Genomic DNA, 23,466 nt, shown 5'->3' on the forward strand with positions numbered 1-23,466 from the left:
CGCGGCGATGATGGTGCCGGCGACCGTCGTGGCCGGCGGCATCGTGCTGGGCATGGCCAACGGCGCCATCGCCGCCTCGTTCGCCGTGTCGGGCCAGACCTTCAAGGTCGGCGCCTCGAAGCTGGAGGGCGACGGCTTCAAGCAGTACGGCGGCATCGCCAGGGAGAAGGACGGCACCCTGCACCCGGTGGCCGTCTCCGAGATCACCAGCGCCAAGCTCTACGACCTCTGCCAGTCGGTCAACGCCAGCCTCCCGGGCGTGCCGATCGTGCTGACCATCAACGCCGGTGGCGGCGGCAACCCGGCGACCGCCAGCGGCCTGCTGATCGACATGGACTCCCTCGAGGGCAACGCGGAGTTCACCAACATCAAGATCGGCCGGGACGCGACCGACCTCAACGAGAGCGCCCAGCCGAAGTCCTTCGGTCAGAGCGCCGACAAGGTCGTCATCACCGACCTGGAGCAGGTGGCCCGCTCCACCAGCGCCGGCACCTTCACCCTGAACGGCCTCAAGCTCAAGGTGAACGTCGGCGCGAGCGCCAGGGAATGTTTCTGATCTGATGTCGAGGCCCGCGGAGGGCGCCCTCCGCGGGCCTCGACCTTGTCTCACCCCGTCAGCACCGCCAGGAGGAGTACGTGACAACCGCCGAGACGCACCACGCCCGGCCCAACCGGTTCGGGCAGGCGTGGCGTGGCTTCCGCCGCTGGCGGCGGGCACGGCCGTTCTGGGGTGGGCTCTTCACCGCGTTGGCCGGTCTGGAGATCTTCGGCACCACGCAGATGAGCTTGAACGGGCTCACCTTCCAGATGGGCCCGACCGGTTTCCTCTCCTGGCTGATCCCGGTCATCCTCGTCGCCTGCGGGATGCTGCTCTGGTTCAGCCCGTCGCAGCGCATGTTCTACGCGATCGTCGCGGCGATCACCGCGGTCTACTCGCTGATCGGGGTCAACCTCGGGGGCTTCTTCATCGGCCTGCTGCTCGGCATGGTCGGTAGCGCGCTCGGCTTCGCCTGGGTGCCCGCCAAGAAGCCCGCCCCCTCCGGGGAGCCGGCCGACGAGGAGCACGCGGACGACGAGGAGCACGCGGCCGACGAGGAGCACGCGGACGACGACGTGCTGGGCCTCGTCGACGAACTGCTGCCCCGACAGCGCGAGGACGAGACGACCGGCGTCCTCACCGACACGCTGCCCGAGCCGCGCAACCCGCTGCGGGAGCCGGCTCCGGCGGAGCCACCGGCCGGGTCCGCCGACACCACGCAGGTGCTCCCGGCCGTCCGGCCCGACGGCCCCGAGGGCACCGGGCACCGCGACCCGAAGCTGTACGGGATCCTGCTGCTGGTCGCCAGCCTGGCCACGGCCGGCCTGCTCGGGATCCGCGGCGAGCAGCCCGCGGTCGCCGCACCGGCGTCCTGCCCGACCACCACCACCGCCCCGGAGACGCCGAACCCGAGCGCCTCCGCCTCCGTCTCCCCCTCGGCCGGCGCGAGCCCCGCCGCGGCGGAGACGAGTTCGGACGGCAACCTGCTGACCGACCTCATCGACGGCATCACCGGCCTCTTCACCGGCGGCGACTCCGGCAGCGCCGAGCCGTCGCCCGCCCCGACGCCGAGCAGCTCGGATGCGGCGGCGGCCGCGGCCGAGCCGACGCCGACCGGCGCCACGCCCACCGCGAGCACCAGCGCGACGCCGGAACCGAGCACCAGTTCCTCGGCGAAGCCCTCCGCCCCCGCCGAGCCGGGCGACGACCCCTGCGCCAGCCCCGCGCCGACCACGCCGAAGCCGGTCGAGGCGGGCCAGCCGCTGCCCAAGCTCGCCGCCGACCCGGACCAGCCGATCGTCGCCGATCCGCCCTCCGACATGACCGGCTCCAAGGTGACCATGACCGGGCTGCGGTTCGAGGGGATCGTCGAGCTGCCCACCCGCGACGGCACGCTCAAGTGCCTGAAGTTCACCATGGACAAGGCGGTGACCGAGGACTTCACCCTCCTGGCGACCGGTCCGGCGGGCAAGAAGCAGCGGTACGTCACCAACCGGCTCACCGTCGAGGGCGACGTCGCCTTCTACGCCACCCGCTTCGTCGGGTACCTGCTCGGCATCAAGATCACGCTGACCCCGGACCTGCCGTTCCCGGACGGCCTGCCGATCACGTCGCCGATCCCGGTCACCTTCACCGACCCGGCGATCAAGCTGGCGTACGAGAAGTCGAAGTCGCTCACCGCCACGCCGACGCTCAAGGTCGACCTGGCCTGAGCCCGGCGGGTACGCGAAACGGCCGGGAGCCGGAGGGAAACCTCCGACTCCCGGCCGTCCGTCGTCCTAGAGCCGGGCCAGCGCCCGGCGCAGCGGGTCGAGCCCCAGCGCGCCGAGGTCGAGCGCCTGGCGGTGGAACTCCTTGAGGTCGAAGTCGGCCCCCTTGCGGGCCCTCGCCTCGTCCCGGGCCTGGAGCCAGATCCGCTCGCCCACCTTGTAGGAGGGCGCCTGCCCCGGCCAGCCCAGGTAGCGGTTGAGCTCGAAGCGCAGGTTCTCGTCCGGCACCCGGCAGTGCGCCCGCATGAACTCCCAACCCAGCTCCGGCGTCCACCGCTCGCCCGGGTGGAAGCCGAACGGGTTGTCTCGCGGGATCTCCAGCTCCAGGTGCATGCCGATGTCGACGATCACGCGGGCCGCGCGGAACGCCTGCCCGTCGAGCATGCCGAGCTTGTCGCCCGGGTCCTCCAGGTAGCCCAGCTCGTCCATCAGCCGCTCGGAGTAGAGCGCCCAGCCCTCACCGTGCCCCGAGACCCAGCAGAGCAGGCGCTGCCAGCGGTTGAGCAGTTCGGCGCGGACGGCGGTCTGGGCGACCTGGAGGTGGTGACCCGGCACGCCCTCGTGGTAGACCGTGGTCACCTCGCGCCAGGTGGAGAAGTCGGTGATGCCCTGCGGGACCGCCCACCACATCCGGCCCGGGCGGGAGAAGTCCTCGCTCGGACCGGTGTAGTAGATCGCGCCGTCGCTGGTCGGCGCGAGGCAGCACTCGATCCGGCGGACCTGCTCCGGGATGTCGAAGTGGGTGCCGTGCAGCTCGCTGATCGCCTTGTCGGCCAGCGCCTGCATCCAGTCCCGGAACGCCTCCTTGCCCTGGATGGTCCGGGACGGGTCGGCGTCGAGCGCCGCCACGGCGTCGTCGACGGTGGCACCCGGACCCGCGATGCGCTTGGCGATGGTTCGCATCTCCGCCTCCAGGCGGGCCAGCTCCGCGAAACCCCAGGCGTACGTCTCGTCGAGGTCGACTCTGGCGCCGAGGAAGTACTGCGACGCCAGCTCGTAGCGCTCCCGGCCGGCGGCCTGCTTCTGCCGCCCCAGCGGGGCCAGCTCGGTGCGGAGGAACTGCCCGAACTCGGCGGTGGCGGCGGTCGCGGCGGCGGCGCCCTTGCGCAGCTCCGCGCCGAGCGTCCCGTCGACCCCGAGCCGCTCGGCCAGGCCGTGGAAGAAGTTGTCGCCGTTCGGGTCGATCCAGATGTCGCACTGCTTGGCCACCTCGACCAGCTGCACCTGCGAGCTGACGTGCCCGGCCGCGGCGGCCTCGCGCAGCGTCCGCTTGTAGCCCTCGAGCGCCGCCGGGAAGCGGTTGAGCCGGGCGGCGACGTTGGCCTTGGCGTCGTCGCCCTCGGTCGGCATGAGGTCGAAGACCATCCGGATCTCGTGCAGCCCGCTGGCGATCACGTTGATCTCGCTGGTGGCCTCGCCGGCCTCGTGCCGGGCGAGCTCCAGACCGAGGCGCTCCTGCATCGCCTCCTTGGCCGTCCGCTCGGCCTCCGTGTCCGGCTCGGTCACGTCGAGGTCGGCCAGGGTGCGCCGGGTCAGGTCGGCGCGGGCCGCGTACCCCTCCGGGGAGAGGTCGTCGAGCTGGTCGTCGTAGCCGGCGATGCCGACGTAGGTGGCGCCGGTCGGGCTCAGCGGCGCCCAGTCGGCCACGTACCGGTTGGCGAGGTCATCGATTCGTCCCACGTTGCGACCCTACGTGACGGTGCCGCCCCGGTGTCGACCGTGTTTGCGGTTGTTCACGCCCGCAGGCGGCCGCTGTGGCGGTCGACACGGCGTCCGATTTTCGCGGGACTTCGTCGTACCCCTGCGGCAGAGTGTCAGGGGTGACGGCGGACTTCACTCCTGACCGGGCGCCCCTCAAGAGTTGGCTGCCCGGCTTCCTCGCCCTCGGCGTGATCTGGGGGTCCAGCTTCCTCTTCATCAAGGTCGGGGTGACCGAGCTGCACCCGCTGCACCTCACCCTCTACCGGGTCGCCACCGGCGCGGCGACCCTGCTGGTGGTGCTGGCCCTGCTGCGCGACCGGCTGCCCCGCGAGCCCCGGGTGTGGGCGCACCTGCTGGTGGTCGCCGCCTTCGGCGTGGCGCTGCCGTTCACCCTGTTCGGCTTCGGCGAGCAGCGGGTGGAGTCGATGCTCGCCGGCATCTGGAACGCCACCACGCCGCTGATCGTGCTGCCGCTGGCGGTGCTGGTGTTCCGCACCGAGCGGCTGACCGTGCGGCGGGCGATCGGGCTCGGGCTGGGCTTCGCCGGTGTGCTGGTGGTGCTCGGCGTCTGGGAGGGCGTCGGCGGGTCCCACTTCACCGGCCAGCTGATGTGCCTGGGCGCGGCGGCCTGCTACGGCGTCGCCATCCCGTACCAGAAGAAGTTCATCGCGGGGACCGCATACTCCGGGCTGTCGCTGTCGGCGGCGCAGCTGCTGGTCGCGACGGCGCAGCTCGCGGTGGTGGCGCCGCTGGTGGCCGGAGCGCCGCCGGTGCCGACCGGCCTGTCCCTGCGGGTGGTGGCCAGCGTGCTGGCGCTCGGCGCGCTCGGCACCGGGCTCGCCTTCGTGATCAACCTGCGCAACATCCGGGTGGCCGGCGCGAGCACCGCGTCCACCGTCACGTACCTGATCCCGGTCTTCGCGGTGCTGGTCGGGGCGGTGGTGCTCGGCGAGCGGATGAACTGGCACCAGCCGGTGGGTGCGCTGATCGTGCTTCTCGGCGTGGCGGTCGCGCAGGGGATGCTCGGCCGGCGGCGGGCCCGGGCCGGGGTGGGCGTCCCCGCCGTCCCGGCCGCCGCGTCGGCCGCCCGTCGCTGACCCGCCGGGCCGGTCAGCGGCGGGTGGCCGCCCACTTCACCAGGCGGTCCGCCTTCCAGGTGTTGATCACCCGGTTCGCCGGTACGCCGCAGAGCGCCGCGCGCTCGCAGCCGAACCGCTGCCAGTCGAGCTGACCGGGGGCGTGCGCGTCGGTGTTGATGGCGAACCGGCAGCCGGCCTCCAGCGCGCGGCGGATCAGCCGCTTCGGCGGGTCCTGCCGCTCCGGCCGGGAGTTGACCTCGACGGCGACGCCGTGCTCCGCGCAGGCCGCGAAGACGGCGTCCGCGTCGAAGTCGCTCTCGGCCCGGGTACGCGCCCGGTGCCCCCGGTCGCCCGGCCCCGTCACCCCCGCCGGCCGGGACGACACCATCCGTCCAGTGCAGTGGCCGAGGATGTCCAGGTGCGGGTTGCCGATCGCGGTGAGCATCCGCCGGGTCATCTTCGCCCGCTCGTCGTTCAGGCCGCTGTGCACCGAGCCGACCACCACGTCGAGTCGGGCGAGCAGCTCCTCGTCCTGGTCCAGCGACCCGTCGGCGAGGATGTCCACCTCGATGCCGGTGAGGATGCGGAAGCCCTTCGGCAGCGCCTCGTTGACCGCGGCCACGTGGTCGAGCTGCTTGCGCAGCCGGTCCGCGGTCAGCCCCCGGGCCACCTTCAGCCGGGGCGAGTGGTCGGTCAGCACCAGGTACTCGTGGCCCAGCTCGACGGCCGCCAGGGCCATCTCCTCGATCGGTGAGCCGCCGTCGGACCAGTCGGAGTGGGTGTGGCAGTCGCCGCGCAACGCGTCCCGCAGCTTCGCCGCCGCCTCGCCCAGGTCGGTGCCCTCGGTGGCGACCAGCCGGCGCAGGTAGACGGGCTCCTCGCCGGCCAGCGACTCGGCCACGCAGCGGGCGGTGACGTCGCCGACCCCCGGCAGCTCGGTCAGCTTGCCGGTGCGGGCCCGCTCGGTCACCTGCCCGGCGGGCAGCGCGGCGAGCGCGTTGGCCGCCGACCGGAAGGCCCGGACCCGGTAGGTGGCCTCGTTCGCCTTCTCCAGCAGGAACGCGATCCGGCGCAGGTCGGCGAGGGGATCCCGGGCAGTCATGCCCTGCAACCTACGCGCCCGCGCCGCCGGTCGCCGGGTGTCGTGCGGGGTGTCGGGAGTGGACGCCGGTCAGCCGGCGCTGCCGGTCGTGGCGGGGGCCTTCGGGCAGCCGTGCCGGCGCTGCCAGGCGACCACCTCGGCGGCCGGCCCCCGGTTGCCCCCCTTGCGCCACGAGGTCAGGTAGGGCGCCGGCCAGATCACGCCCCGCCGGATCCACCAGTCGTCGTGCCCGGTGCACCTCGGGGAGAGGCCGAAGTGCAGGTGGCACACGTTGTTGGCGTTGCCGGTGTGCCCGACCTTGCCGAGCGCCTGCCCGGCCCGGACGCGGACGCCGGCGTCGATCCCGGAGGCGACCGCGCTCAGGTGCGACCCGTAGTAGCGGACCCCGTCGTCGCCGAGCAGCGAGACCGACAGGCCCCCGTTGTACGGCCCGAGCGGCCCGCGCTTGCTGAACCGGTCCACCCGGCTCACCTCGAGGATCCGGCCGTCGGTGACCGCCACCACCGGCTCGCCGCAGTCGGCGAAGATGTCCGTCCCCGGGTACGCGGAGTGGGTCGGGTGGTAGGCGACGTTGCTCGCCCGCACCGGGAAGACGTGCCGGAGGTTCCCGGGGGTCGGGGCGGGGGCGGCCGAGGTCGGTGCGGCGAAGGTCGACGGGGGCTGCTCCGCGCTGGCCCCGGCGCTCGGACCCGCCCAGGAGCTTTCCGGGCTCGCCGGGCCGTCGGCGGGGGCGCACCCGGCGGCCAGGGCGGGGACGAGCAGCAGCAGGACCGGGAACGCGGCCCGCGGGCGGCGGCCGATCGATCGCGAGCGCATCCGGTCATCCTGGCAGAGAAGTACGGTGGGGACGAACGCCGGAAGCCGGCCGGGAACGGTCGCGCTGCGTGATCCCGGTGCGTGCACGGTCCGTGAAGGGAGCAGGGGCGATGAGCGGGTGGCAGGCCGTACCCGGTGACATCGGCGCGGGGCCGGCCCGGCCGGCGCCGCGGATCCCGTCGGGCCTCTTCCCCGCCGGGGCGCCGATGCGGCCCACCTGGCGCGAGCCGTACCCGATCACCGGTGGCGGGGTCGCGTCCGGCGCGGTGACGGCCTTCGCCTGGCTGCTGCTGTTCGGCCTGCTCGGCCGGGACGTGCCCAGCTACGCCTGGTGGACGATGATCGGCGGGGGGCTGGCCTGGCTGGCCGCCGCGGCACTGGTCCGGTACGGCGACCGGGGGGTGGCGACGGGGGTGGCGATCGTCACGGCGGGCGGCTGGAGCATCGCCGCCGCCGTCGTCGCGGTGCGCTGGGCGCAGAGCGGGGACTGGCCACTCTGGTGACGGGCGGTGAGCGCTTCGCTGCGCAGCGAACGCCCCTTGACGTACGTGCGGTGACGGTTCACGCTCGCGGTATGGCCTGGACCACCCCGCCGCGGCTCGACCCTGACCGGAGCCGCCGCCGCCTGCAACTCCTCGCCGAGTTGGCCGGCGCCCGCGCGGTACGTCAGCGCGAGCGGCCGCAGCGGGTCCGCACCGAGCGTCTGCGCCAGCTCATCGCCACCCGCCGGCGCATCGCCGGCTGACCGACTTTCTCCAGGAACGGCCGGCCCTTCGGGGCGTTGACCGGTCGCCTGCCGACCCGACCGGTTAACGTGCACGCGTGACGAGTCGGCGTGCTGCCGGGGCCAATTTGGGGGGACCGTGTCGTACTTCGCTGCTGCCGTGGGCCGCGTCGACGGCGGCTGGACCGCCGATGAGGTGAGCCTGCGGGGCGTCACCGACATCGAGGAGGTCGCCGACCGGCTGCGCGACGTCGAGCCGGACGCCGACCTGTCCCTGCTCTTCGTCGAGGCCGACGACACGTACCTGGTGATCATGCGCCTGGACGACGGCGAGGACCTGCGCATCTTCGGCTCCGACTCGGCGTACGCGGAGGAGTCCCGGCTCGGCGCCCTGCTGGTCGGCGACCTGAAGACCTCGGTCACCGGGCTGGACGAGGCCGACGAGTCGCGCGCGGCGGCCGGGGGCGACGACGAGGCCGAGCAGCCGGCGGTGGACCCGGAGGCCGACCCGGTGGGCGACGCCGACCTCCTCGCCGACCTGGGCATCTCGGCGCAGAAGCTGCTCGCCCTCTGCGGCCACGAGGGCATGATGCCGGCCGACGTGACCGCCGAGGTCTGCCAGGTGCTGGGCTGCGCGGACGAGGTCGAGGAGCTGCGTGAGGTCTGAACCGTCGGAGTCGGTGGCGCCCGGCGCCGTGGAGCCGGCCGACGCCACCGACCCGGCGCTGGAGACCGTACGCCCGGGGCAGCCGACCCCGGGCCGGCCGGGCCGGGTCGGGCCCGGCGCGGACGAGGGGCTGGCCGACCCGGGTGGGGTGGGCCGCCGGCAGCGGCACGAGCTGTGGATGCGCCGCGCGCTCGAGGTCGCGGTGACCGGCCCGGACAGCGGCCCGGCGGCGGACGGTGACGCGGCGGTCGACGATGTCCCGGTCGGCGCGGTGCTCTACGGCGCGGACGGCGCCGAGCTGGCGATCGGGCGCAACGAGCGGGAGCTGACCGGGGACCCGACCGCGCACGCCGAGGTGCTGGCGCTGCGCCGGGCCGCCGAGCGGCTGGGGCGCTGGCGGCTGGACGGCTGCACGCTGGTGGTGACCCTGGAGCCCTGCACGATGTGCGCCGGGGCGGTCGCGCTGGCCCGGGTCTCGACGGTGGTCTTCGGCGCCTGGGAGCCGAAGACCGGCGCGGTCGGCTCGCTCTGGGACGTGCTGCGCGACCGCCGCCTGACGCACCGCCCCGAGGTCTACGGCGGGGTGCTGGAGACCGAGAGCGCGGCGCTGCTGCGCGCCTTCTTCCGGTAAGGAAGGGCCCCCTTTTAACGCCTCAGGTAGAGCACGGGCCCCCGCTTAACACCTCCCGACGTCAGGCTGGCGTTGGGGCGGGGCGGAGGAGGGTCGCGGCGACGGCGTGGGCGGCGTCGGTCCACGGGGCGGGGCGCAGGGTCAGCGGGTCGAGTCGGACGATCGCCCGGGTGCCCTCGGCGTACACCGTGTCGCCGTCGACCGAGCGGAACTGGAAGGCGTACTCGGCGCTGCTCGTGCCGAAGTGCTCCAGCCAGAAGTGCACCGCGACCGGGCCGGTGGTGGCGATCGGAGCGCGGTAGCGGATGGTGAACTCGCGGACCGCGTGGAACACATCGGGCGAGCTGTCCCGGCCCCGGAAGCCGTGCCCCCGGCTGGCCCAGTACGGGGTGAGGGCCCGCTCCAGCAGCACCGCGTACCGGGCGTTGTGCAGGATGCCGAGGGCGTCGAGGTCGTCGAAGTGCACCGTGACGTGCTCGACGTGACCGAACTCGACGACCGGCCGGTCGACGGTGGCGTGGCTCATGGCTGGCCTTCCGGTAGCAGGGTCGGGTCGGGGCAGAGCGCCCGCAGTCGGCTCAGCAGGCCCTGGCGGGCGTGCCGGTAGGTGGCGTCCGGGTCCAGCAGGCGGCCGCGCATGGCCGCGCCGATCCCGAGCGCGTCGATCTCGTACGCCAGTTGCGGCACGTCCACGTCGGCGCGAAGTTCGCCGAGGTCGACGGCCTCCTGGACGAGGCGTTCGAGGAAGGCGGTCCAGCGGCCGAACGCCGCGGCGAGCCGGTCCCGGACCGGGCCGGGGCGGGCGTTGAACTCGAACTCGGTGTTGGCGAAGAAGCAGCCGCCGGGGAGCACCCGGGCGGCGTAGAAATCGATCCGGGCCTCGTGCAGGGCCCGCAGCCGGCGGACGCCGCGCGGGGTGCGCAGGGCCGGGTCGACGATCCGTTCCTCCCACTGCGCCACGGCCCGGTCGACCGTGGCGAGCTGGAGCGCCTCCTTGGACCGCCAGTGCGCGAAGAGGCCCGACTTGCTGACGCCGAGCCGGTCGGCGAGCTGGCCTAGGGAGAGGCCGTCGAGGCCGGCCTCGGTGGCCAGCGCCACCGCGGCGTCCAGCACGGCCATGCGGGTGCGGTCGCCGCGGGCGACCCGGCCGTCGGAGGTCATGCGGGCAGCGTAACCGAAAAAAGCACGACCGGTCGTATTTATTTATGTGACCTGGAACGCCGACCGCCCCGCCACCCAGGGTGGCGGGGCGGTCGCAGGCTCCGGACGGGTCAGGCGATCACGGTGTCGAGGGCGACCTCGACCATCTGGCTGAAGGTCTGCTCGCGCTCGGCGGAGGTGGTCTTCTCGCCGGTCTTGATGTGGTCGCTGACCGTCAGGATGGTCAGCGCGCGGGCCTTGAACCGGGCGGCGATCGTGTAGAGCGCCGCGGACTCCATCTCCACCGCGAGCACGCCGTAGTCGGCGAGCGTGTCGTAGAGGTCCGGCCGGTCGGTGTAGAAGGCGTCGGCCGCCAGGATCGGGCCGACATGCATCGTGATGCCGCGCCGCTCGGCCACCTCGACCGAGGTACGCAGCAGCCCGAAGTCGGCCACCGGGGCGTAGTCGATCAGCCCGTCGAACCGCATCCGGTTCATGTTCGAGTCGGTGGACGAGCCGATCGCGGCGATGACGTCGCGCAGCTGGAGGTCCTCGGACAGGGCGCCGCAGGAGCCGACCCGAATCAGCGTCTTCACGCCGTACTCGTTGATCAGCTCGTGCGCGTAGATGGAGGCGGAGGGCATGCCCATGCCGGAGCCCTGGACGGAGACCTCGACGCCGTTCCAGCGGCCGGTGAAGCCCAGCATGCCGCGAACCGTGGTGTAGCAGCGGGCACCCTCGAGGTAGGTCTCCGCGATCCACTTGGCCCGCAGCGGGTCGCCCGGCATCAGGACCCGCTCGGCGATTTCTCCCGGCTCAGCGCCGATGTGCGTACTCATGACAAAGATCCTGCCAGGCCGGCCCCGGGGATACCGGTTCGGCGTCCAGACCGGTGGTCCTGTACCCTACTCGGCGGTGGTGTGTCCGAGTGGCCTAAGGAGCACGCCTCGAAAGCGTGTGAGGGTTTACGCCCTCCGCGGGTTCAAATCCCGCCGCCACCGCCAACCGGAAACGCCCGGCTGATCCAAGCGGATCAGCCGGGCGTTTCCGCATGACGGGCCGGCCGTGGGGGCCGGCCCGCCGTGGCTCACGCGGCCGGCAGGCTCGCGTCCCGGTGGGTGAGCTGGTACGTCGCGTTGACCGCATCCGTCTCCAGGAACACCGTCACCGCGCCCGCCGGCAGTGAGCAGGACACCGTCCGCTCGACGGCGTAGGGGGTCGGGCCGCAGTACCGGATGCCGGACTCGTTGAAGATCCAGATCCGGGCGTCACCGGTCCCGCCGGTGCGCTTCCAGGTGAACGACTCCCGGGCCGCGTGCTGGTCGGCCGGGATCGAGAAGCAGGCAGCGAACCGGTCCGCCCCGGTCGTCACCGTGGCCCCCGCCGCGTCCGCCGGCAGCACCGGGCACGCCGGCGGGCCGTCGGTCCGGGCGAAGGCCAGCGAGTACGCGCCGGTCGGCGCGCCGTCGCGGGAGTCGAGCACCACGGAGAACGGCGCCTGGCCGGTCAGCTGACACGGGTCCTGACGGATGCCCCAGGGCGAGTCGCAGACGGTCGAGCCGGTGGCGTCCACCACCGCCATCCCGGGTGCGCCGGCTCCGGTCGCGTCTCCCGGCAGCAGCTCCACGATCCGCGAGCCGGCCGGGCTGCCGAGTTGGAGGCAGTCGTACTGGCCGGCGGCGGTGAACTCGCCCCGGACCGGCGCGTCCCGCCATCCCGTGTCGGGGACCGGCCGGCAGTCCGACGGCGTCCAGGGCAGCAGGGCGAGCGCGTAGCGGAAGTTCTCGTCGATGACCCCGTCGGGGGCCGCCCCGCCGAGCACCAGGGTGTACTTGCCGGCCGCCGGGACCTGGCACCAGACGTCGGTGCAGAGCTTGTGGCCGGCGGTGTCGTAGACGGAGGCCCACTGGCGGTAGTTGTCCGCCCCGACGGCCTTCACCCGGTAGGTGCCGGAGGCGGGCAGGTCGAGGACCCGGCACCGGACGGTGCCGAGCGCCCCGGCCGGCGCGGCGTTGTACGCGCCGGGCGTCACCGTGGGGCAGCCGGTCGGGTCGGTCAGCGACCGCACCTGCATCCGGTACGTCAGGTCGGTGCGGTCCGCGTCCCAGTTGGCCAGGTAGGAGATGACCCGATAGGTTCCGGCACCGGGCAGGGCGCACCCGTCGTCCTCCGACCACTCGGTGCAGAGCTCGGTCCCGTGCTCGTCGACCAGCCAGGTGACGGCGTTGTTGTAGCTGTCCGGGGCCCGGTACACGACCACCCGGTCACCGGCGCGGCCCTGGAACGGCTGGCAGTTGGTCTGCACGGGCGAGGTCTGGTGCACCACCAGCGCCGGCTGGTCCCACGCGGTGCCGGTGGCCGCCGCACACCCGTCGCCACGGTCGAGCGCCGTCACCGCCACCTGGTAGGACACCGGCTCCCAGTTCCAGTTCTGGGCCAGCAGGGTGTAGGAGCCGGCCGCCGCCAGGGCGCAGGAACGCGCGGCGGAGTACTCGTCGCACACCTGCCGGCCGTCGACGTCGAAGACTCGCCAGTTGAGGTACTGGTCGGCGAACTGGTTGAACCGGACCACGACCGCGCCGGGCGCGGCGCTGGTCAGGGCCTGGCAGGACACGCCCTCGGAGGCCGGCACCGTCCCGCTGCCCACCACGGAACCGGGGTCGCCGAAGGACGCCAGCGGCAGGGCCGGGCAGCCGACCGCGTGCGACAGACGGGGCATCTTCAGCGTGTAGGCCGACTCGTTGCCGTAGGTCTCCTCGAGGAAGAGCCGGTACGGCCCGGAGCCGGTGAGGGTGCACTCGGTGGGGTAGCGGACGTAGCAGCTGCCCGACTGGTATTCCGCGTTCAGGACGCGGCCCTGCACGTCACCTGGGCCGGCGGGGTCGGCGAGGTGCAGCACGGTGCCGGTCGGCTGGCTGAACTTGAAGCAGCGCGCGGCCAGGCCCGCCGGCAGGGTGCCGGTGCGGCCCGCCGAGGCGAAGGAGAAGAAGTTCTCCGGCAGGGTGTCGCACTCGGACGGGGTACGCATCGACTCGGCGGAGAGGGTGTAGGCGCCCTCGCCGTTGCCGTAGTAGAGCGAGACGGTGACCGTGTAGGTGCCGGCCGCGCCCAGCCCGCACTCGCTCAGGTAGGTGCCGAGAAAGCAGACGGTGTCCCCGTTCCGGTCGGTGACCTCGGCGCTCACGCCCTCGCCCGAGACACCCTTGAGCCGGGCGTAGAGCGTGTCCTGGGCGACGGTCGAGGTGACCGTCCAGACGTCCTGCTCCTCGCCGCTGATCGACGAGCAGCTTGCCACCTTGCCGAAGGCGAGCTTGCCGCCGCAGCCGCCGGGTCCGGTGGCCCGTGAGCCGGTGGTGGACGTCGCGCTGTCGGTGCCGGTCGGCTTGGCGTCGGTGGTCTTCGTTGCTGGCGAGGCGGGCGCGGAGGCCGTAACGGGTGCCGGCGTCGTCGCCGACGGGGTGGGCGCGGGTGCCGCGCTCGCGGCGGCTGGTCCGATCAGGACGGTCGCCAGGCCGGTGGTCAGGGCGGCGATCACCGCCAGCGTGGGTCGGCCGGTCAGCCGTGTTGTGGACAGGGTTGTTCTCATTTCAACTCCCCCGTGAGAAGCCGCGCGACGTGCGCGGGCGAGGAGATGATTCCATGGGGTTCGATCGACGACAACGGGCTTGTCGGCAAGCCGTCGCGGGCCAGCAGCGCTTCGTCACGTCCGCTGTGGAGCGGTTTCAGGTATTCCCCCAGTCCCCAACGGGACCGGGGCGATGAGGTTGCTGCCGCGGGTCGGATTGCCGGAGTTCCCACTCCTCGGCCAGCTCGTCCCAGTAGTCCGGGGAGAGGCCGCGGCGCCCGTGCGCCAGCCAGCCCGCCGTGTCGCGTTCCAGGTGCAGGCCCAGCTCGGCGAAGGGGTCGATCCACGGCCCGGGCTCGGCGCCCAGCCGGGCGAGCGCCGCGTTGATCGGCCACTCGCCGCGCGGCCGGTCCAGCGCGCGGTCGAAGCACGGCCCCCAGCTCACCTCGCCGCCCAGCCACACCATCGCCGCCTGGTGGCCCAGCCCGCCGGCGAACTCCGCCTCCAGGTACGCCACCGGGCCCTGCCGCGACCAGCGGGCCAGCAGCTCCGACAACTCCGGTTCGGCGCGTCTGCCGCCGCGCCGCGACCTGGAGTCGTCGCCGGCCAGGGCCGGCGAGAGGACGAGCTGGAACGGTTGCTCCGCCGACGGTTCCCCGGTGGCGAAGTCCGGCAGCTCGCCGGTGAGCTCCTGCATCAGTTGCGGCGTGACGGGCAGGAGGCCGAAGTCCTGGCGGAGCGCGCCGAGGACCGCGTGGTCCAGGTCGGCGGTCTGCTCGCGGAGCAGCTCGACGTCGGCGACCACCGCGCTGAGCTGGTAACTCATCCGATCCTCTCGGCGTCCACAGGCTGTGGATGGAACATGTGTACGACGGCGGAAAGTTTTCCACAGGTGGGGAGTCGGTCCTCGCGAACGTCATCAGCGTCGCGCCCACCCGCACCGTACCGGGGGCGGGCGGGGGTCGGGTCACGTCGTGCGCGTTCCACCTGGGCACGTCTCGGTCATCGGCTGACATTCAGGACGCCGAGCGCAGAGACGACAAAGGGCCGGCCCCGCTCGGGGCCGGCCCTTTCGTCAACGGCGGAGGATACGAGATTCGAACTCGTGAGGGTGTTAACCCAACACGCTTTCCAAGCGTGCGCCCTAGGCCTCTAGGCGAATCCTCCGCGAGCCAGGATACAGGTACCCGGCGGGTGGGCCACCCCACCACCCCCTGAAGATCCACGCCGGGTCGGGTAGGCTTGGCGGCACCTCCCGTGCGGCGGTATCTCGTGAACCTCCCCAGGGCCGGAAGGCAGCAAGGATAAGCGAGCTCTGCCGGGTGCACGGGAGGCCTTTCTGTCTCCGGGTGCGGGTAACGTTCCTGCGGTTCAGGGCACGGGGTGGTGGGTGGTCACCCGCGCCCGGCCGGCGCAGAATGGCTCGGTCGAGAGGAGGCGGTACGGGTGGCACTGGCCCTTTACCGCAAGTACCGGCCCCGTACGTTCGCCGAGGTCATCGGCCAGGAGCACGTCACCGAGCCGCTGTCGCAGGCGCTGCGCAGCGGGCGGCTGAACCACGCCTACCTCTTCTCCGGCCCCCGGGGTTGCGGCAAGACCTCCAGCGCCCGGATCCTGGCCCGCTCGCTCAACTGCGAGCGGGGCCCCACCCCCGAGCCGTGCGGGCAGTGCGAGTCCTGCCGCTCGCTGGCCCCCGACGGCGGCGGGTCGATCGACGTCATCGAGATCGACGCGGCCAGCCACGGCGGCGTCGACGACGCGCGGGAGCTGCGCGAGAAGGCGTTCTTCGCGCCGGCCCGCAGCCGCTTCAAGATCTATGTCATCGACGAGGCGCACATGGTCTCGTCGGCCGGCTTCAACGCCCTGCTCAAGCTGGTCGAGGAGCCTCCGGAATACGTCAAGTTCATCTTCGCCACGACCGAGCCGGAGAAGGTCCTCGGCACGATCAAGTCGCGGACCCACCACTACCCGTTCCGGCTGTTTCCGCCGAAGGTGGTCCGCCCCTATCTGGAGCAGCTCTGCGAGGCGGAGGGGGTGAAGGTCGAGCCGGCCGTCTTCCCCCTGGTGGTGCGCGCCGGTGGCGGCAGCATGCGGGACAGCCTCTCGGTGCTCGACCAGCTCATCGCGGGCGCCGGCCCGGAGGGGGTCAGCTACGCCCGGGCCGCCACGCTGCTCGGCGTCACCGACTCCGCGCTGATCGACGAGATGTGCGACGCGCTCGCCGCCGGGGACGGCGCGGCCGCGTACGCCACCGTCGACCGGGTCGCCGAGGCCGGGCACGACCTGCGCCGGTTCGCCTCCGACCTGCTGGAGCGCCTGCGCGACCTGATCGTCATGCAGCAGGTGCCGGACGCCGCCGCCAAGGGCCTGATCGACGGCCCCGACGACCAGATCGAGCGGATGGCCGCCCAGGCCCAGCGGCTCGGCCCGGCGACCCTGTCCCGCTGCGCCGACATCGTGCACAACGGCCTGGTCGAGATGCGCGGCACCACCGCCCCCCGGCTGCTGCTGGAGCTGATCTCCGCCCGGATGCTGCTGCCCGGCGCGGACGACTCGACCGGCGGCCTGCTCCAGCGCCTGGAGCGGATGGAACGCCGGCTCACTCTGGGAGGCGCCGGGCTGCCGCCGGCCGCCGCCGGCCCCGCGCCGGTCGCCCCCACCACCGAGGTACGCCCCGAGCCGCCCGCCCCGACCGCGGCTGCCGCCGCGTCCCACCCGGAGACCGCCGGCACGCCGGCGGCTGCCGGCGCCCCGGCCGGGGCGGCCGCGGCCCGCGCCGCCGCCGCGGCCGCCGGTGCCCGCTCGGCGTCGCCCCGCCCGGCCGACCCGTCCTCGGCCGGCGCCGCCCAGCCGGCTGCTGCCGACCGGGCCCCGGACGGACCGCCCCCGGCGGCCGGCCCCGCCGCGCCGGTGTCCGCCGCGCCGGTCCGCCGTCCGGTGCCGTCGTCGGCGGTGCTGCCCGACCCGGCCACCCCCGAGCCGCCCCGGCCGGGCGCCCCGGCGGGCGCGCTCGACGCCGTCGCCGTGCGCCGGGTCTGGCCCGAGGTGGTCGGCAAGGTCAACCGGACCAACAAGCGGATCGCGGCGCTGATGCGCGACGCGGTGGTCCGGGAGTTGGACGACGACACGCTGGTGCTGACCGTGAAGTCGACGGTGCTGGCGAAGATGATGGCCGACCACGCCGCGGTGCTCACCGACGCGCTCTACGAGGAGTTGGGCGGCCGCTGGCAGATCCGGTGCGAGGTGGCCGGGGAGCGGGGGGCCGCCGGGCTCGGCGGTCCGGCGCGCCCGTCCGCCCCGGCCCGGCCGGCCCCGTCGACCGGTGCCCCGGCGGGCCCGTCCGACCTTCCGGCCGGACCGGGCAGCCCGGCCGCCGGCCGGTCCGGCGGATCCGGGACCTCCCCCGCTGCCCGGGCGGCCGATCCGTCCGGTGGCCCGGCGCGGCGACCGGCTGGTCCGGCCGGGCGGGAGACGAGTGCCGGTCCCGCCGGCGAGGACGACGAGGAGGACTGGCCGGAGCCGGCCCGACCGGGTGGTGCCGGGGCGTCGGCGCGCGCCGAGGCCGACCCGGCGACCGCCGCGGAAGGCGGCGACGACTGGCCGGAGGCCGCCCGTCCGGGTGGGGCGGCGGCCACCACGCCGCCGCCTGCCGACGCGCCACCGGGGGTCGCGCCGTCCGCTTCCGCGCCGGCTGTCGCGGCTCCCGCCGTACCGAAGCCGGCCGGACCGCCGGCCACGCCGCCGCAGCCCGCGGCGGGTGCCGCCGGCGGCGCTTCGCCGGTGAGCAGCGCGATCGCGGCGGCCCGGGCGGCCGCGGCGGCCGCGGCCGGGGGCGGTCCGGGCAAGGGCCCGCGGGCGGCGCAGGCGACCCGGCCGACCGCGGACGCCGACTGGGCGGGGGAGCCGCCCTACGATCCGGACTTCGACGGGCCGATCCGGCCGGGCGGACGTCCGGCGGCCCCGGCCCCGGCGGCCCCTGCCTACGAGGGCTTCGACCCGGGCGACGAGCCGCTGGATGACGTGATCGACGAGCGGACCGCCCGGCAGTCCAGCGAGGAGCAGGCGGTGCAGCTGCTGCGCGAGGCGTTCGGAGCCGAGAAGATCGACGAGGTGGACGCGCGCTGAGCGGGCGTCGACCGCCGAGGAGCTGTGCCGCCGCCCGACTAGGCTGGGCGCGGCCGACCAGACGACTGTGAGAAGGAGCCATCCGTGCGCCCAGGTGGACAGCCGAACATGCAGCAGATGCTGAAGCAGGCGCAGAAGATGCAGCAGCAGATCACCAAGGCCCAGGCCGAGCTGGCCGAGGCGGAGCTGACCGGCACGGCCGGCGGCGGGCTGGTCACCGCCACCGTCTCCGGCACCGGTGAGGTCAAGAGCATCAAGATCGACCCGAAAGCGGTCGACCCGGAGGACGTGGAGACCCTGGAGGACCTGGTCGTCGCGGCTCTGCACAACGCGGCCGAGGCCGCCCGGGAGCTGACCGAGAAGAAGATGGGCCCGGTCACCGGCGGGATGGGCGGCCTCGGCCTGCCCGGGTTCTGAGCCGGCAGATGTACGAGGGTGCCATCCAGGACCTGATCGACGAGCTGGGCCGGCTGCCGGGCGTCGGCCCGAAGAGCGCCCAGCGGATCGCGTTCCACGTCCTGTCGGCGGATCCGGCCGACGTGAACCGGCTGGCCGGTGCGCTGCGCAAGGTCAAGGAGCTGGTGCGGTTCTGCACCACCTGCTACAACGTCGCCGAGTCGGAGCAGTGCCGCATCTGCCGCGACCCGCGGCGGACGGACGAGGTGCTCTGCGTGGTCGAGGAGCCGAAGGACGTGGTGGCGATCGAGCGGACCGGTGAGTTCCGCGGTCGCTACCACGTGCTCGGCGGCGCGATCAACCCGCTGGAGGGGATCGGCCCGGACAACCTGCGGATCCGGGAGCTGATGACCCGGCTGGGCGGGGGTGCGATCCGCGAGCTGATTCTCGCCACCGATCCGAACACCGAGGGCGAGGCCACCGCGACGTACCTGGCCCTGATGGTCAAGCCGATGGGGATCGCGGTGACCCGGCTGGCGAGCGGCCTGCCGGTCGGCGGCGACCTGGAGTACGCCGACGAGATCACCCTGGGCCGGGCGTTCGAGGGCCGCCGGGCGATCTGACCGTCCGCTCCGGGCACGGGGGAGGTGTGGTGCGAGGAACCTCGGGCCGACCGTCCCTCGTGCCGGGGGTGCTGGTGGTGCTGCTGCTGGCTGCGGTTGTCGGCGCGGTGGGCTGGTTCGAGTGGCGGGTCCGGGAGTTCCGGGCGGCCAACCGGGCCGGACAGGCGCGGGCGGAGGCGGAGCTGGCCCAGCGGGTCCGGGCGTACGCCGACGCGGTGATCGACGCGGGCGAACCCACCCCGTCCGACGACTGGCTGCTCGCCATCGCCCAGGCGAGCGGCGTGCAGATGTGGGAGATCGGGCGTACGCCGGACCTCTGGACGGTCGTCAACGGCTCGGTCGGCTACGGTCCGGCGGTCATGCCGGGCGCGACCGTGTCGGCGTGCCACCGGGTCACCTTCCGCCTGCTGGGGACCCCGGCCGCCGACGCGCGGGTCGAGCGGCTGCCCGCCTGCTCGGCCGTCACCGCGCTGCCGACCCCGGCACCGACGGGGTCGTAACCGGAATGTGGGAAGAGTGTGCTTCGCCACGGCTCCGCGGGTCGGCTGCGGTATAGGCCGTTCTGTGGGCATCCGTCCGATCCCACCATCTGCTCATGGGTGTGACAGTCCCGTTTGTCGATAGATCAGGTGCTGTCAGACGCGGCCGGTTGGTGTCGGGTTGATAGCGATTGCCTAACGGCCGTTCCGCTTCTGTGTGTCGTGTCATAGCCTCCCGCACACGGACTGAGTCACAGCTCGGCGTGGACATGCGCATGACAGAGGTGAGAGATGCAGGCGAGCAGGCTTAAAGCGGCCGTGGCCCTGGCGGCCGCTGCCGCTCTGGCGGTCGGGGCATCCGGCTGTGCCAAGAGCGAGCGCGACGGGGACAGCGGTGGGGCCAAGACTGGCGGCACCTTCGTCTTCGCGGGCGCTGGCGACCCCAAGAACTTCGACCCGATCTTCAACGACGACGGTGAGTCCTTCCGGCCGATCCGCCAGATGTACGACACCCTCGTGCAGAACAAGCCGGGCACGGCCGACCTGCAGGGTGCCCTGGCGGAGAGCTGGGAGCACGACGCGGACGGCAAGGTCTGGACCTTCCACCTGCGCAAGGGCGTGAAGTTCCACGACGGCACCGACTTCAACGCCGCCGCGGTCTGCTTCAACTTCGACCGCTGGTACAACATGAAGGGCGCCGGCGCCCAGTCGCAGATGATCTACTACTCGGACGTCTTCGGCGGCTTCGCCAAGAACGAGGCTCCGGACCTGGGCAAGCCGGTCTACAACAAGTGCGAGGCGAAGGACGACGCCACCGCCGTCGTCACGATGAACCAGTACAAGGGCGCCTTCCCCGGTGCCTTCGCGCTGACCGCGCTCTCCATTGCCAGCCCGGACGCACTGAAGAAGTACGACGCCGACACGGTCAAGCAGAACGGCGACTCCTTCGAGTACAGCGCGTTCGCCAACGAGCACCCGGTCGGCACCGGCCCGTTCAAGTTCGCCGGTTGGGACAAGGCCAAGGGTGAGATCACCCTGGAACGGAACCCCGACTACTGGGGCGAGAAGGCCAAGGTCGACAAGCTCGTCATCAAGATCATCAAGGACGAGAACACCCGCAAGCAGGAGCTGAAGGCCGGCACCGTGCAGGGTATCGACTTCCCGGCCCCGGCCGACCGTAAGTCGCTCGCCGCTGACGGCTTCCAGGTCCTCGACCGCCCGGCGTTCAACATCCTCTACATGGGCTTCAACCAGAAGAACCCGAAGCTGAAGGACCTGCGGGTGCGCCAGGCGATCGCCTACGCCCTCAACCGTCAGCAGCTCGTCCAGACCAAGGGCCCGGGTGGCACCAAGGTCGCCGACGAGTTCATGCCGGACACCGTGCTCGGCTACGCCCAGGATGTGCAGAAGTACGAGTACAACCCGGACAAGGCCAAGCAGCTGCTCAAGGAGGCCGGGGTCACGAACCTGACCCTGAACTTCTACTACCCGACCGACGTCTCCCGGCCGTACATGCCGAACCCGCAGGAGATCTTCACCGTCCTGGCCAACGACCTCCAGGCCGTCGGCATCAAGGTCAACGGTGTGGCCCGCCCGTGGAACGGTGGCTACAAGGACGACGTGCAGCAGTTCGGCAAGCAGGACCTGCACATCCTCGGCTGGACCGGTGACTACAACGACCCGGGCAACTTCGTCGGCACCTTCTTCGGCCGGTCCAAGGCCGAGTTCGGTGACGCCGCGATGACCGAGATGTTCGACGCCATCACCAAGGCCGACGGCACGGTCGACGAGGCCGGCAAGAAGGCCGCCTGGGAGCAGGTCAACCGCGACATCGCCGCGAAGTGGCTGCCGGCCGTGCCGATCTGGCACGCCCCGCCGGCCATCGTGGTCACCAAGGACGTCAAGGGTCTGGTCGCCAGCCCGCTGACCGACGAGCGGTTCAACACGGTCAGCGTCGGCTGAGGACGCCGCTGACGCCGTACGTGGATTCGGCCCGGGCCGGGCTTCCCCGGCCCGGGCCGACCCGCTGTTATCGAGAGTCTGGTGTGTGAGAGATGTTGCGAGTCATAGTCCGCCGCCTGCTGCAACTGGTGGTGACCCTGATAGCGCTGTCCGCGCTCATCTTCATCTGGCTGCGGAACCTGCCCGGCGGCCCGATCGAGGCGCTGCTCGGTGAGCGGGCCACGCCGGAGCGGCGGGCCCTGCTGACCAAGGCACTCGGCTACGACCAGCCGATCCTGGTCCAGTACGCCAAGTTCATGCAGCGGGTCCTGACCGGCGACTTCGGCAACTCCATCCGGACCGGCGACTCGGTCATCGACGTGATCGGCCGAGCCTTCCCGGCCACCATCGAGCTGGCCGTCGCCGCCATGATCATCGCGGTCGGGCTCGGCGTGCCGCTGGGTTACCTCGCCGCCCGGCACCGGGGCCGGCTGCTGGACAACCTCAGCATCGCCGGCACCCTGCTCGGCATCTCGATTCCGATCTTCTTCCTGGGCTACCTGCTCAAGGACGTCTTCACCCAGAACATCCACTGGTTCCCGCCCTCCGGGCGGATGAGCACCGGGGTGGACAACACCGAGGTGACCGGCTTCTTCGTCCTCGACGGACTGCTCACCCGGGAGTTCGACGCCACCGCCGACGCGCTCTGGCACCTGATCCTGCCGGCGTTCACGCTGGCCACCATCCCGCTGGCGGTGATCGTGCGGATCACCCGGGCCAGCGTGCTCGACGTGCTCAACGAGGACTACGTGCGCACCGCGGAGGCGAAGGGCCTGCGGCACAAGACCATCCGGGGCCGGCACATCCTGCGCAACGGCCTGCTGCCGGTGGTCACCACCATCGGCCTGCAGACCGGCGCGTTGCTCTCCGGCGCCGTGCTCACCGAGAAGGTCTACAACTGGGGCGGCCTGGGGACGCTGATCACCGACTCGATCAGCGGCGGCCGTGACTACCCGGTCCTCCAGGCGCTGATCCTGCTGGCCGCGCTGGTCTTCGTGGTGGTCAACCTCCTGGTCGACCTCTCCTACGCCTTCATCGACCCGAGGGTGCGTGTCCGATGAGTGATCCGATCACCCGCCCCACCGTGGGCGCCCAGCGCGACGGCGTCGACCCGTCCGCCGTCGAGGAGAAGCCCGAGGGGACCCTGCCGAGCGCCATCGGCCGGCTCGGCGAGCGGAAGCGGGCGCGGCTGGAGGCGCTGGCCCAGGCCACCGCCGACAAGGGCGGCGTGAGCCTGCTGCGGGACGCGTTCCGCCGGCTGCGGCGCAACCCCGTCGCCATTGTCGGCGCCGCCATCGTCGGCCTCTTCATCCTGGTGGCGATCTTCGCACCGCTGCTCGCGCCGCACGACCCGGCGCAGCGCTTCGAGGAACTGACGAAGAACCTCACCGTCGACAGCATCCCCGGTGCCCGCAGCGACTTCCCGCTGGGCTCCGACCCGCTCGGCCGGGACTTCCTGTCCCGGATGATCTACGGCAGCCGGCAGACCCTCTTCGTCGGTGTGGTCGCCACGCTGATCGGGCTGGGCCTCGGCGTGCTGATCGGCGCGCTGTCCGGGGCCTTCGGCGGCTGGGTGGACAACGTCCTGATGCGCCTCACCGACGTGATGCTGGCCCTGCCGGCCCTGCTCCTGGCGATCAGCCTGGTGGCCATGGCCAGCCGGTCGAGCCAGTGGACGGTCATCTTCGCGGTGGCCATCGTCAACGTGCCGATCTTCGCCCGGCTGCTGCGCGGGTCGATGCTGGCCCAACGGGAGAGCGACCACGTGCTGGCCGCGCGGGCGCTCGGCGTGAAGCAGGGCAACATCGTGCTGCGGCACATGCTGCCCAACGCGATGACCGCGGTGATCGTGCAGGCCACGCTGACCCTCTCCACCGCGATCCTGGAGGCCGCCTCGCTCTCCTTCCTCGGTCTCGGTGACCCGGACATCAACCGGGCCGAGTGGGGCCTGATGCTCGGGGTGGACGGTCAGCGCTACTTCGACGTCCGCCCGGAGCTTGCTTACTACCCGGCCATCGCGATCATCGTGGTCGCGCTCGGCTTCACCCTGCTCGGTGAGGGCATGCGCGAGGCCATCGACCCGAAGAACCGGCGGTGACGAGGCCGATGC

Annotated in this window: 22 protein-coding genes, 2 tRNA genes and 1 other RNA gene; 16 read left to right on the top strand and 9 right to left on the bottom strand. The window is 72.7% G+C overall.

Translation table 11 applies throughout. The features are described 5' to 3' along the window. Positions 1-7: 7 nt before the first annotated feature. Complete coding sequence (locus Q2K19_RS12255) at positions 8-556, top strand: DUF6230 family protein (RefSeq protein WP_302772447.1); 549 nt, start codon at positions 8-10, stop codon at positions 554-556. An 80-nt stretch (positions 557-636) separates the two neighbouring features. Beyond that, entirely contained in the window at positions 637-2,250 is a 1,614-nt protein-coding gene (locus tag Q2K19_RS12260; protein WP_302770724.1) for a DUF6114 domain-containing protein, read from the top strand. 66 nt (positions 2,251-2,316) lie between these two features. Here the strand turns inward: Q2K19_RS12260 and Q2K19_RS12265 are convergent, their stop codons facing one another. Continuing rightward, positions 2,317-3,987 (bottom strand): DUF885 domain-containing protein, encoded by a 1,671-nt coding sequence (locus tag Q2K19_RS12265; RefSeq protein WP_302770727.1) that lies wholly within the window; start codon positions 3,985-3,987, stop codon positions 2,317-2,319. A 140-nt stretch (positions 3,988-4,127) separates the two neighbouring features. On the opposite strand from Q2K19_RS12265, the gene Q2K19_RS12270 reads away from it, so the two are divergent. Continuing rightward, positions 4,128-5,105 carry a DMT family transporter gene (locus tag Q2K19_RS12270; protein WP_302770729.1) on the top strand — a complete coding sequence of 326 codons (978 nt, stop codon included), beginning with the start codon at positions 4,128-4,130 and terminating at the stop codon, positions 5,103-5,105. 13 nt (positions 5,106-5,118) lie between these two features. On the opposite strand, the gene Q2K19_RS12275 is transcribed toward Q2K19_RS12270, so the two are convergent. Both Q2K19_RS12275 and Q2K19_RS12280 read right to left on the bottom strand, forming a co-directional pair. Then, positions 5,119-6,189, bottom strand: a complete 1,071-nt coding sequence (locus tag Q2K19_RS12275) for a PHP domain-containing protein (RefSeq protein WP_302770730.1) — start codon at positions 6,187-6,189, stop codon at positions 5,119-5,121. 69 nt (positions 6,190-6,258) lie between these two features. Further along, entirely contained in the window at positions 6,259-7,005 is a 747-nt protein-coding gene (locus tag Q2K19_RS12280) for a M23 family metallopeptidase (protein ID WP_302770733.1), read from the bottom strand. A 110-nt stretch (positions 7,006-7,115) separates the two neighbouring features. Between Q2K19_RS12280 and Q2K19_RS12285 the strand changes: the two genes are divergently transcribed. The 4 genes from Q2K19_RS12285 (at position 7,116) to Q2K19_RS12300 (ending at position 9,027) form a co-directional block, all read left to right on the top strand. Beyond that, positions 7,116-7,508 carry a hypothetical protein gene (locus Q2K19_RS12285; protein ID WP_446839666.1) on the top strand — a complete coding sequence of 131 codons (393 nt, stop codon included), beginning with the start codon at positions 7,116-7,118 and terminating at the stop codon, positions 7,506-7,508. Between the two features lie 71 nt (positions 7,509-7,579). Further along, the gene (locus Q2K19_RS12290; RefSeq protein ID WP_187413258.1) at positions 7,580-7,750 is read left to right on the top strand and encodes a hypothetical protein; all 171 of its coding nucleotides are present in this window, start codon (positions 7,580-7,582) and stop codon (positions 7,748-7,750) included. Positions 7,751-7,868: 118 nt separating this feature from the next. Further along, complete coding sequence (locus Q2K19_RS12295) at positions 7,869-8,396, top strand: tRNA adenosine deaminase-associated protein (protein WP_302770736.1); 528 nt, start codon at positions 7,869-7,871, stop codon at positions 8,394-8,396. 178 nt (positions 8,397-8,574) lie between these two features. Next, complete coding sequence (locus tag Q2K19_RS12300; RefSeq protein ID WP_302772450.1) at positions 8,575-9,027, top strand: nucleoside deaminase; 453 nt, start codon at positions 8,575-8,577, stop codon at positions 9,025-9,027. A 61-nt stretch (positions 9,028-9,088) separates the two neighbouring features. On the opposite strand, the gene Q2K19_RS12305 is transcribed toward Q2K19_RS12300, so the two are convergent. The 3 genes from Q2K19_RS12305 to deoD all read right to left on the bottom strand — a co-directional run bounded on the left by Q2K19_RS12305 (position 9,089) and on the right by deoD (position 11,006). Beyond that, a complete protein-coding gene (locus Q2K19_RS12305; protein WP_302770738.1) occupies positions 9,089-9,553 on the bottom strand; it encodes an acyl-CoA thioesterase in 465 nt (154 codons plus the stop codon). After that, a complete protein-coding gene (locus Q2K19_RS12310; protein ID WP_302770740.1) occupies positions 9,550-10,188 on the bottom strand; it encodes a TetR/AcrR family transcriptional regulator in 639 nt (212 codons plus the stop codon). Before Q2K19_RS12310 ends, Q2K19_RS12305 begins: the two co-directional genes overlap by 4 nt. 110 nt (positions 10,189-10,298) lie before the next feature. Further along, positions 10,299-11,006 (bottom strand): purine-nucleoside phosphorylase, encoded by a 708-nt coding sequence (gene deoD, locus Q2K19_RS12315; RefSeq protein ID WP_302770742.1) that lies wholly within the window; start codon positions 11,004-11,006, stop codon positions 10,299-10,301. 75 nt (positions 11,007-11,081) lie between these two features. On the opposite strand from deoD, the gene Q2K19_RS12320 reads away from it, so the two are divergent. Continuing rightward, positions 11,082-11,171, top strand: a tRNA-Ser gene (locus tag Q2K19_RS12320). An 83-nt stretch (positions 11,172-11,254) separates the two neighbouring features. Here Q2K19_RS12320 and Q2K19_RS12325 read toward each other — a convergent pair. From Q2K19_RS12325 to Q2K19_RS12335, 3 genes are all read right to left on the bottom strand, one after another. Then, a complete protein-coding gene (locus tag Q2K19_RS12325) occupies positions 11,255-13,753 on the bottom strand; it encodes a hypothetical protein (protein WP_302770743.1) in 2,499 nt (832 codons plus the stop codon). A 136-nt stretch (positions 13,754-13,889) separates the two neighbouring features. Next, positions 13,890-14,558, bottom strand: a complete 669-nt coding sequence (locus tag Q2K19_RS12330; RefSeq protein WP_302770745.1) for a hypothetical protein — start codon at positions 14,556-14,558, stop codon at positions 13,890-13,892. Between the two features lie 256 nt (positions 14,559-14,814). Next, positions 14,815-14,899: transfer RNA gene (locus tag Q2K19_RS12335), tRNA-Ser, on the bottom strand. 82 nt (positions 14,900-14,981) lie between these two features. Between Q2K19_RS12335 and ffs the strand changes: the two genes are divergently transcribed. The 8 genes from ffs (at position 14,982) to Q2K19_RS12375 (ending at position 23,454) form a co-directional block, all read left to right on the top strand. Further along, positions 14,982-15,071, top strand: an RNA gene (gene ffs, locus Q2K19_RS12340) — signal recognition particle sRNA small type. Between the two features lie 107 nt (positions 15,072-15,178). Further along, positions 15,179-17,857 (top strand): DNA polymerase III subunit gamma and tau, encoded by a 2,679-nt coding sequence (locus Q2K19_RS12345; RefSeq protein WP_302770748.1) that lies wholly within the window; start codon positions 15,179-15,181, stop codon positions 17,855-17,857. A gap of 108 nt (positions 17,858-17,965) precedes the next feature. Further along, complete coding sequence (locus Q2K19_RS12350; RefSeq protein ID WP_302770750.1) at positions 17,966-18,274, top strand: YbaB/EbfC family nucleoid-associated protein; 309 nt, start codon at positions 17,966-17,968, stop codon at positions 18,272-18,274. A gap of 8 nt (positions 18,275-18,282) precedes the next feature. Beyond that, complete coding sequence (recR, locus tag Q2K19_RS12355) at positions 18,283-18,876, top strand: recombination mediator RecR (protein WP_302770752.1); 594 nt, start codon at positions 18,283-18,285, stop codon at positions 18,874-18,876. A gap of 29 nt (positions 18,877-18,905) precedes the next feature. Beyond that, positions 18,906-19,376 carry a hypothetical protein gene (locus Q2K19_RS12360; protein WP_302770754.1) on the top strand — a complete coding sequence of 157 codons (471 nt, stop codon included), beginning with the start codon at positions 18,906-18,908 and terminating at the stop codon, positions 19,374-19,376. Between the two features lie 270 nt (positions 19,377-19,646). Next, positions 19,647-21,317 carry an ABC transporter substrate-binding protein gene (locus tag Q2K19_RS12365; RefSeq protein ID WP_302770756.1) on the top strand — a complete coding sequence of 557 codons (1,671 nt, stop codon included), beginning with the start codon at positions 19,647-19,649 and terminating at the stop codon, positions 21,315-21,317. A gap of 92 nt (positions 21,318-21,409) precedes the next feature. After that, the gene (locus Q2K19_RS12370; RefSeq protein ID WP_302770757.1) at positions 21,410-22,417 is read left to right on the top strand and encodes an ABC transporter permease; all 1,008 of its coding nucleotides are present in this window, start codon (positions 21,410-21,412) and stop codon (positions 22,415-22,417) included. Continuing rightward, positions 22,414-23,454: an ABC transporter permease gene (locus Q2K19_RS12375; protein WP_302770758.1), complete on the top strand. Its 1,041-nt coding sequence runs from the start codon at positions 22,414-22,416 to the stop codon at positions 23,452-23,454. The genes Q2K19_RS12370 and Q2K19_RS12375 overlap by 4 nt, the downstream gene beginning before the upstream one ends. The last annotated feature ends 12 nt before the right edge of the window (positions 23,455-23,466 follow it).

Source organism: Micromonospora sp. NBRC 110009 (assembly GCF_030518795.1).
Lineage (GTDB): Bacteria > Actinomycetota > Actinomycetes > Mycobacteriales > Micromonosporaceae > Micromonospora.

Excerpts from the sequence above, each read along its gene's own strand:
- Q2K19_RS12255 (WP_302772447.1), top strand. The coding sequence starts at position 8 with ATGATGGTGCCGGCGACCGTCGTGGCCGGCGGCATCGTGCTGGGCATG.
- Q2K19_RS12275 (WP_302770730.1), bottom strand. The coding sequence starts at position 6,189 with ATGACTGCCCGGGATCCCCTCGCCGACCTGCGCCGGATCGCGTTCCTG.
- Q2K19_RS12280 (WP_302770733.1), bottom strand. The coding sequence starts at position 7,005 with ATGCGCTCGCGATCGATCGGCCGCCGCCCGCGGGCCGCGTTCCCGGTC.
- Q2K19_RS12285 (WP_446839666.1), top strand. The coding sequence starts at position 7,116 with ATGAGCGGGTGGCAGGCCGTACCCGGTGACATCGGCGCGGGGCCGGCC.
- Q2K19_RS12290 (WP_187413258.1), top strand. The coding sequence starts at position 7,580 with ATGGCCTGGACCACCCCGCCGCGGCTCGACCCTGACCGGAGCCGCCGC.
- Q2K19_RS12300 (WP_302772450.1), top strand. The coding sequence starts at position 8,575 with ATGCGCCGCGCGCTCGAGGTCGCGGTGACCGGCCCGGACAGCGGCCCG.
- Q2K19_RS12305 (WP_302770738.1), bottom strand. The coding sequence starts at position 9,553 with ATGAGCCACGCCACCGTCGACCGGCCGGTCGTCGAGTTCGGTCACGTC.
- Q2K19_RS12310 (WP_302770740.1), bottom strand. The coding sequence starts at position 10,188 with ATGACCTCCGACGGCCGGGTCGCCCGCGGCGACCGCACCCGCATGGCC.
- deoD (WP_302770742.1), bottom strand. The coding sequence starts at position 11,006 with ATGAGTACGCACATCGGCGCTGAGCCGGGAGAAATCGCCGAGCGGGTC.
- Q2K19_RS12325 (WP_302770743.1), bottom strand. The coding sequence starts at position 13,753 with ATGAGAACAACCCTGTCCACAACACGGCTGACCGGCCGACCCACGCTG.
- Q2K19_RS12330 (WP_302770745.1), bottom strand. The coding sequence starts at position 14,558 with ATGAGTTACCAGCTCAGCGCGGTGGTCGCCGACGTCGAGCTGCTCCGC.
- Q2K19_RS12350 (WP_302770750.1), top strand. The coding sequence starts at position 17,966 with ATGCAGCAGATGCTGAAGCAGGCGCAGAAGATGCAGCAGCAGATCACC.
- recR (WP_302770752.1), top strand. The coding sequence starts at position 18,283 with ATGTACGAGGGTGCCATCCAGGACCTGATCGACGAGCTGGGCCGGCTG.
- Q2K19_RS12365 (WP_302770756.1), top strand. The coding sequence starts at position 19,647 with ATGCAGGCGAGCAGGCTTAAAGCGGCCGTGGCCCTGGCGGCCGCTGCC.
- Q2K19_RS12370 (WP_302770757.1), top strand. The coding sequence starts at position 21,410 with ATGTTGCGAGTCATAGTCCGCCGCCTGCTGCAACTGGTGGTGACCCTG.
- Q2K19_RS12375 (WP_302770758.1), top strand. The coding sequence starts at position 22,414 with ATGAGTGATCCGATCACCCGCCCCACCGTGGGCGCCCAGCGCGACGGC.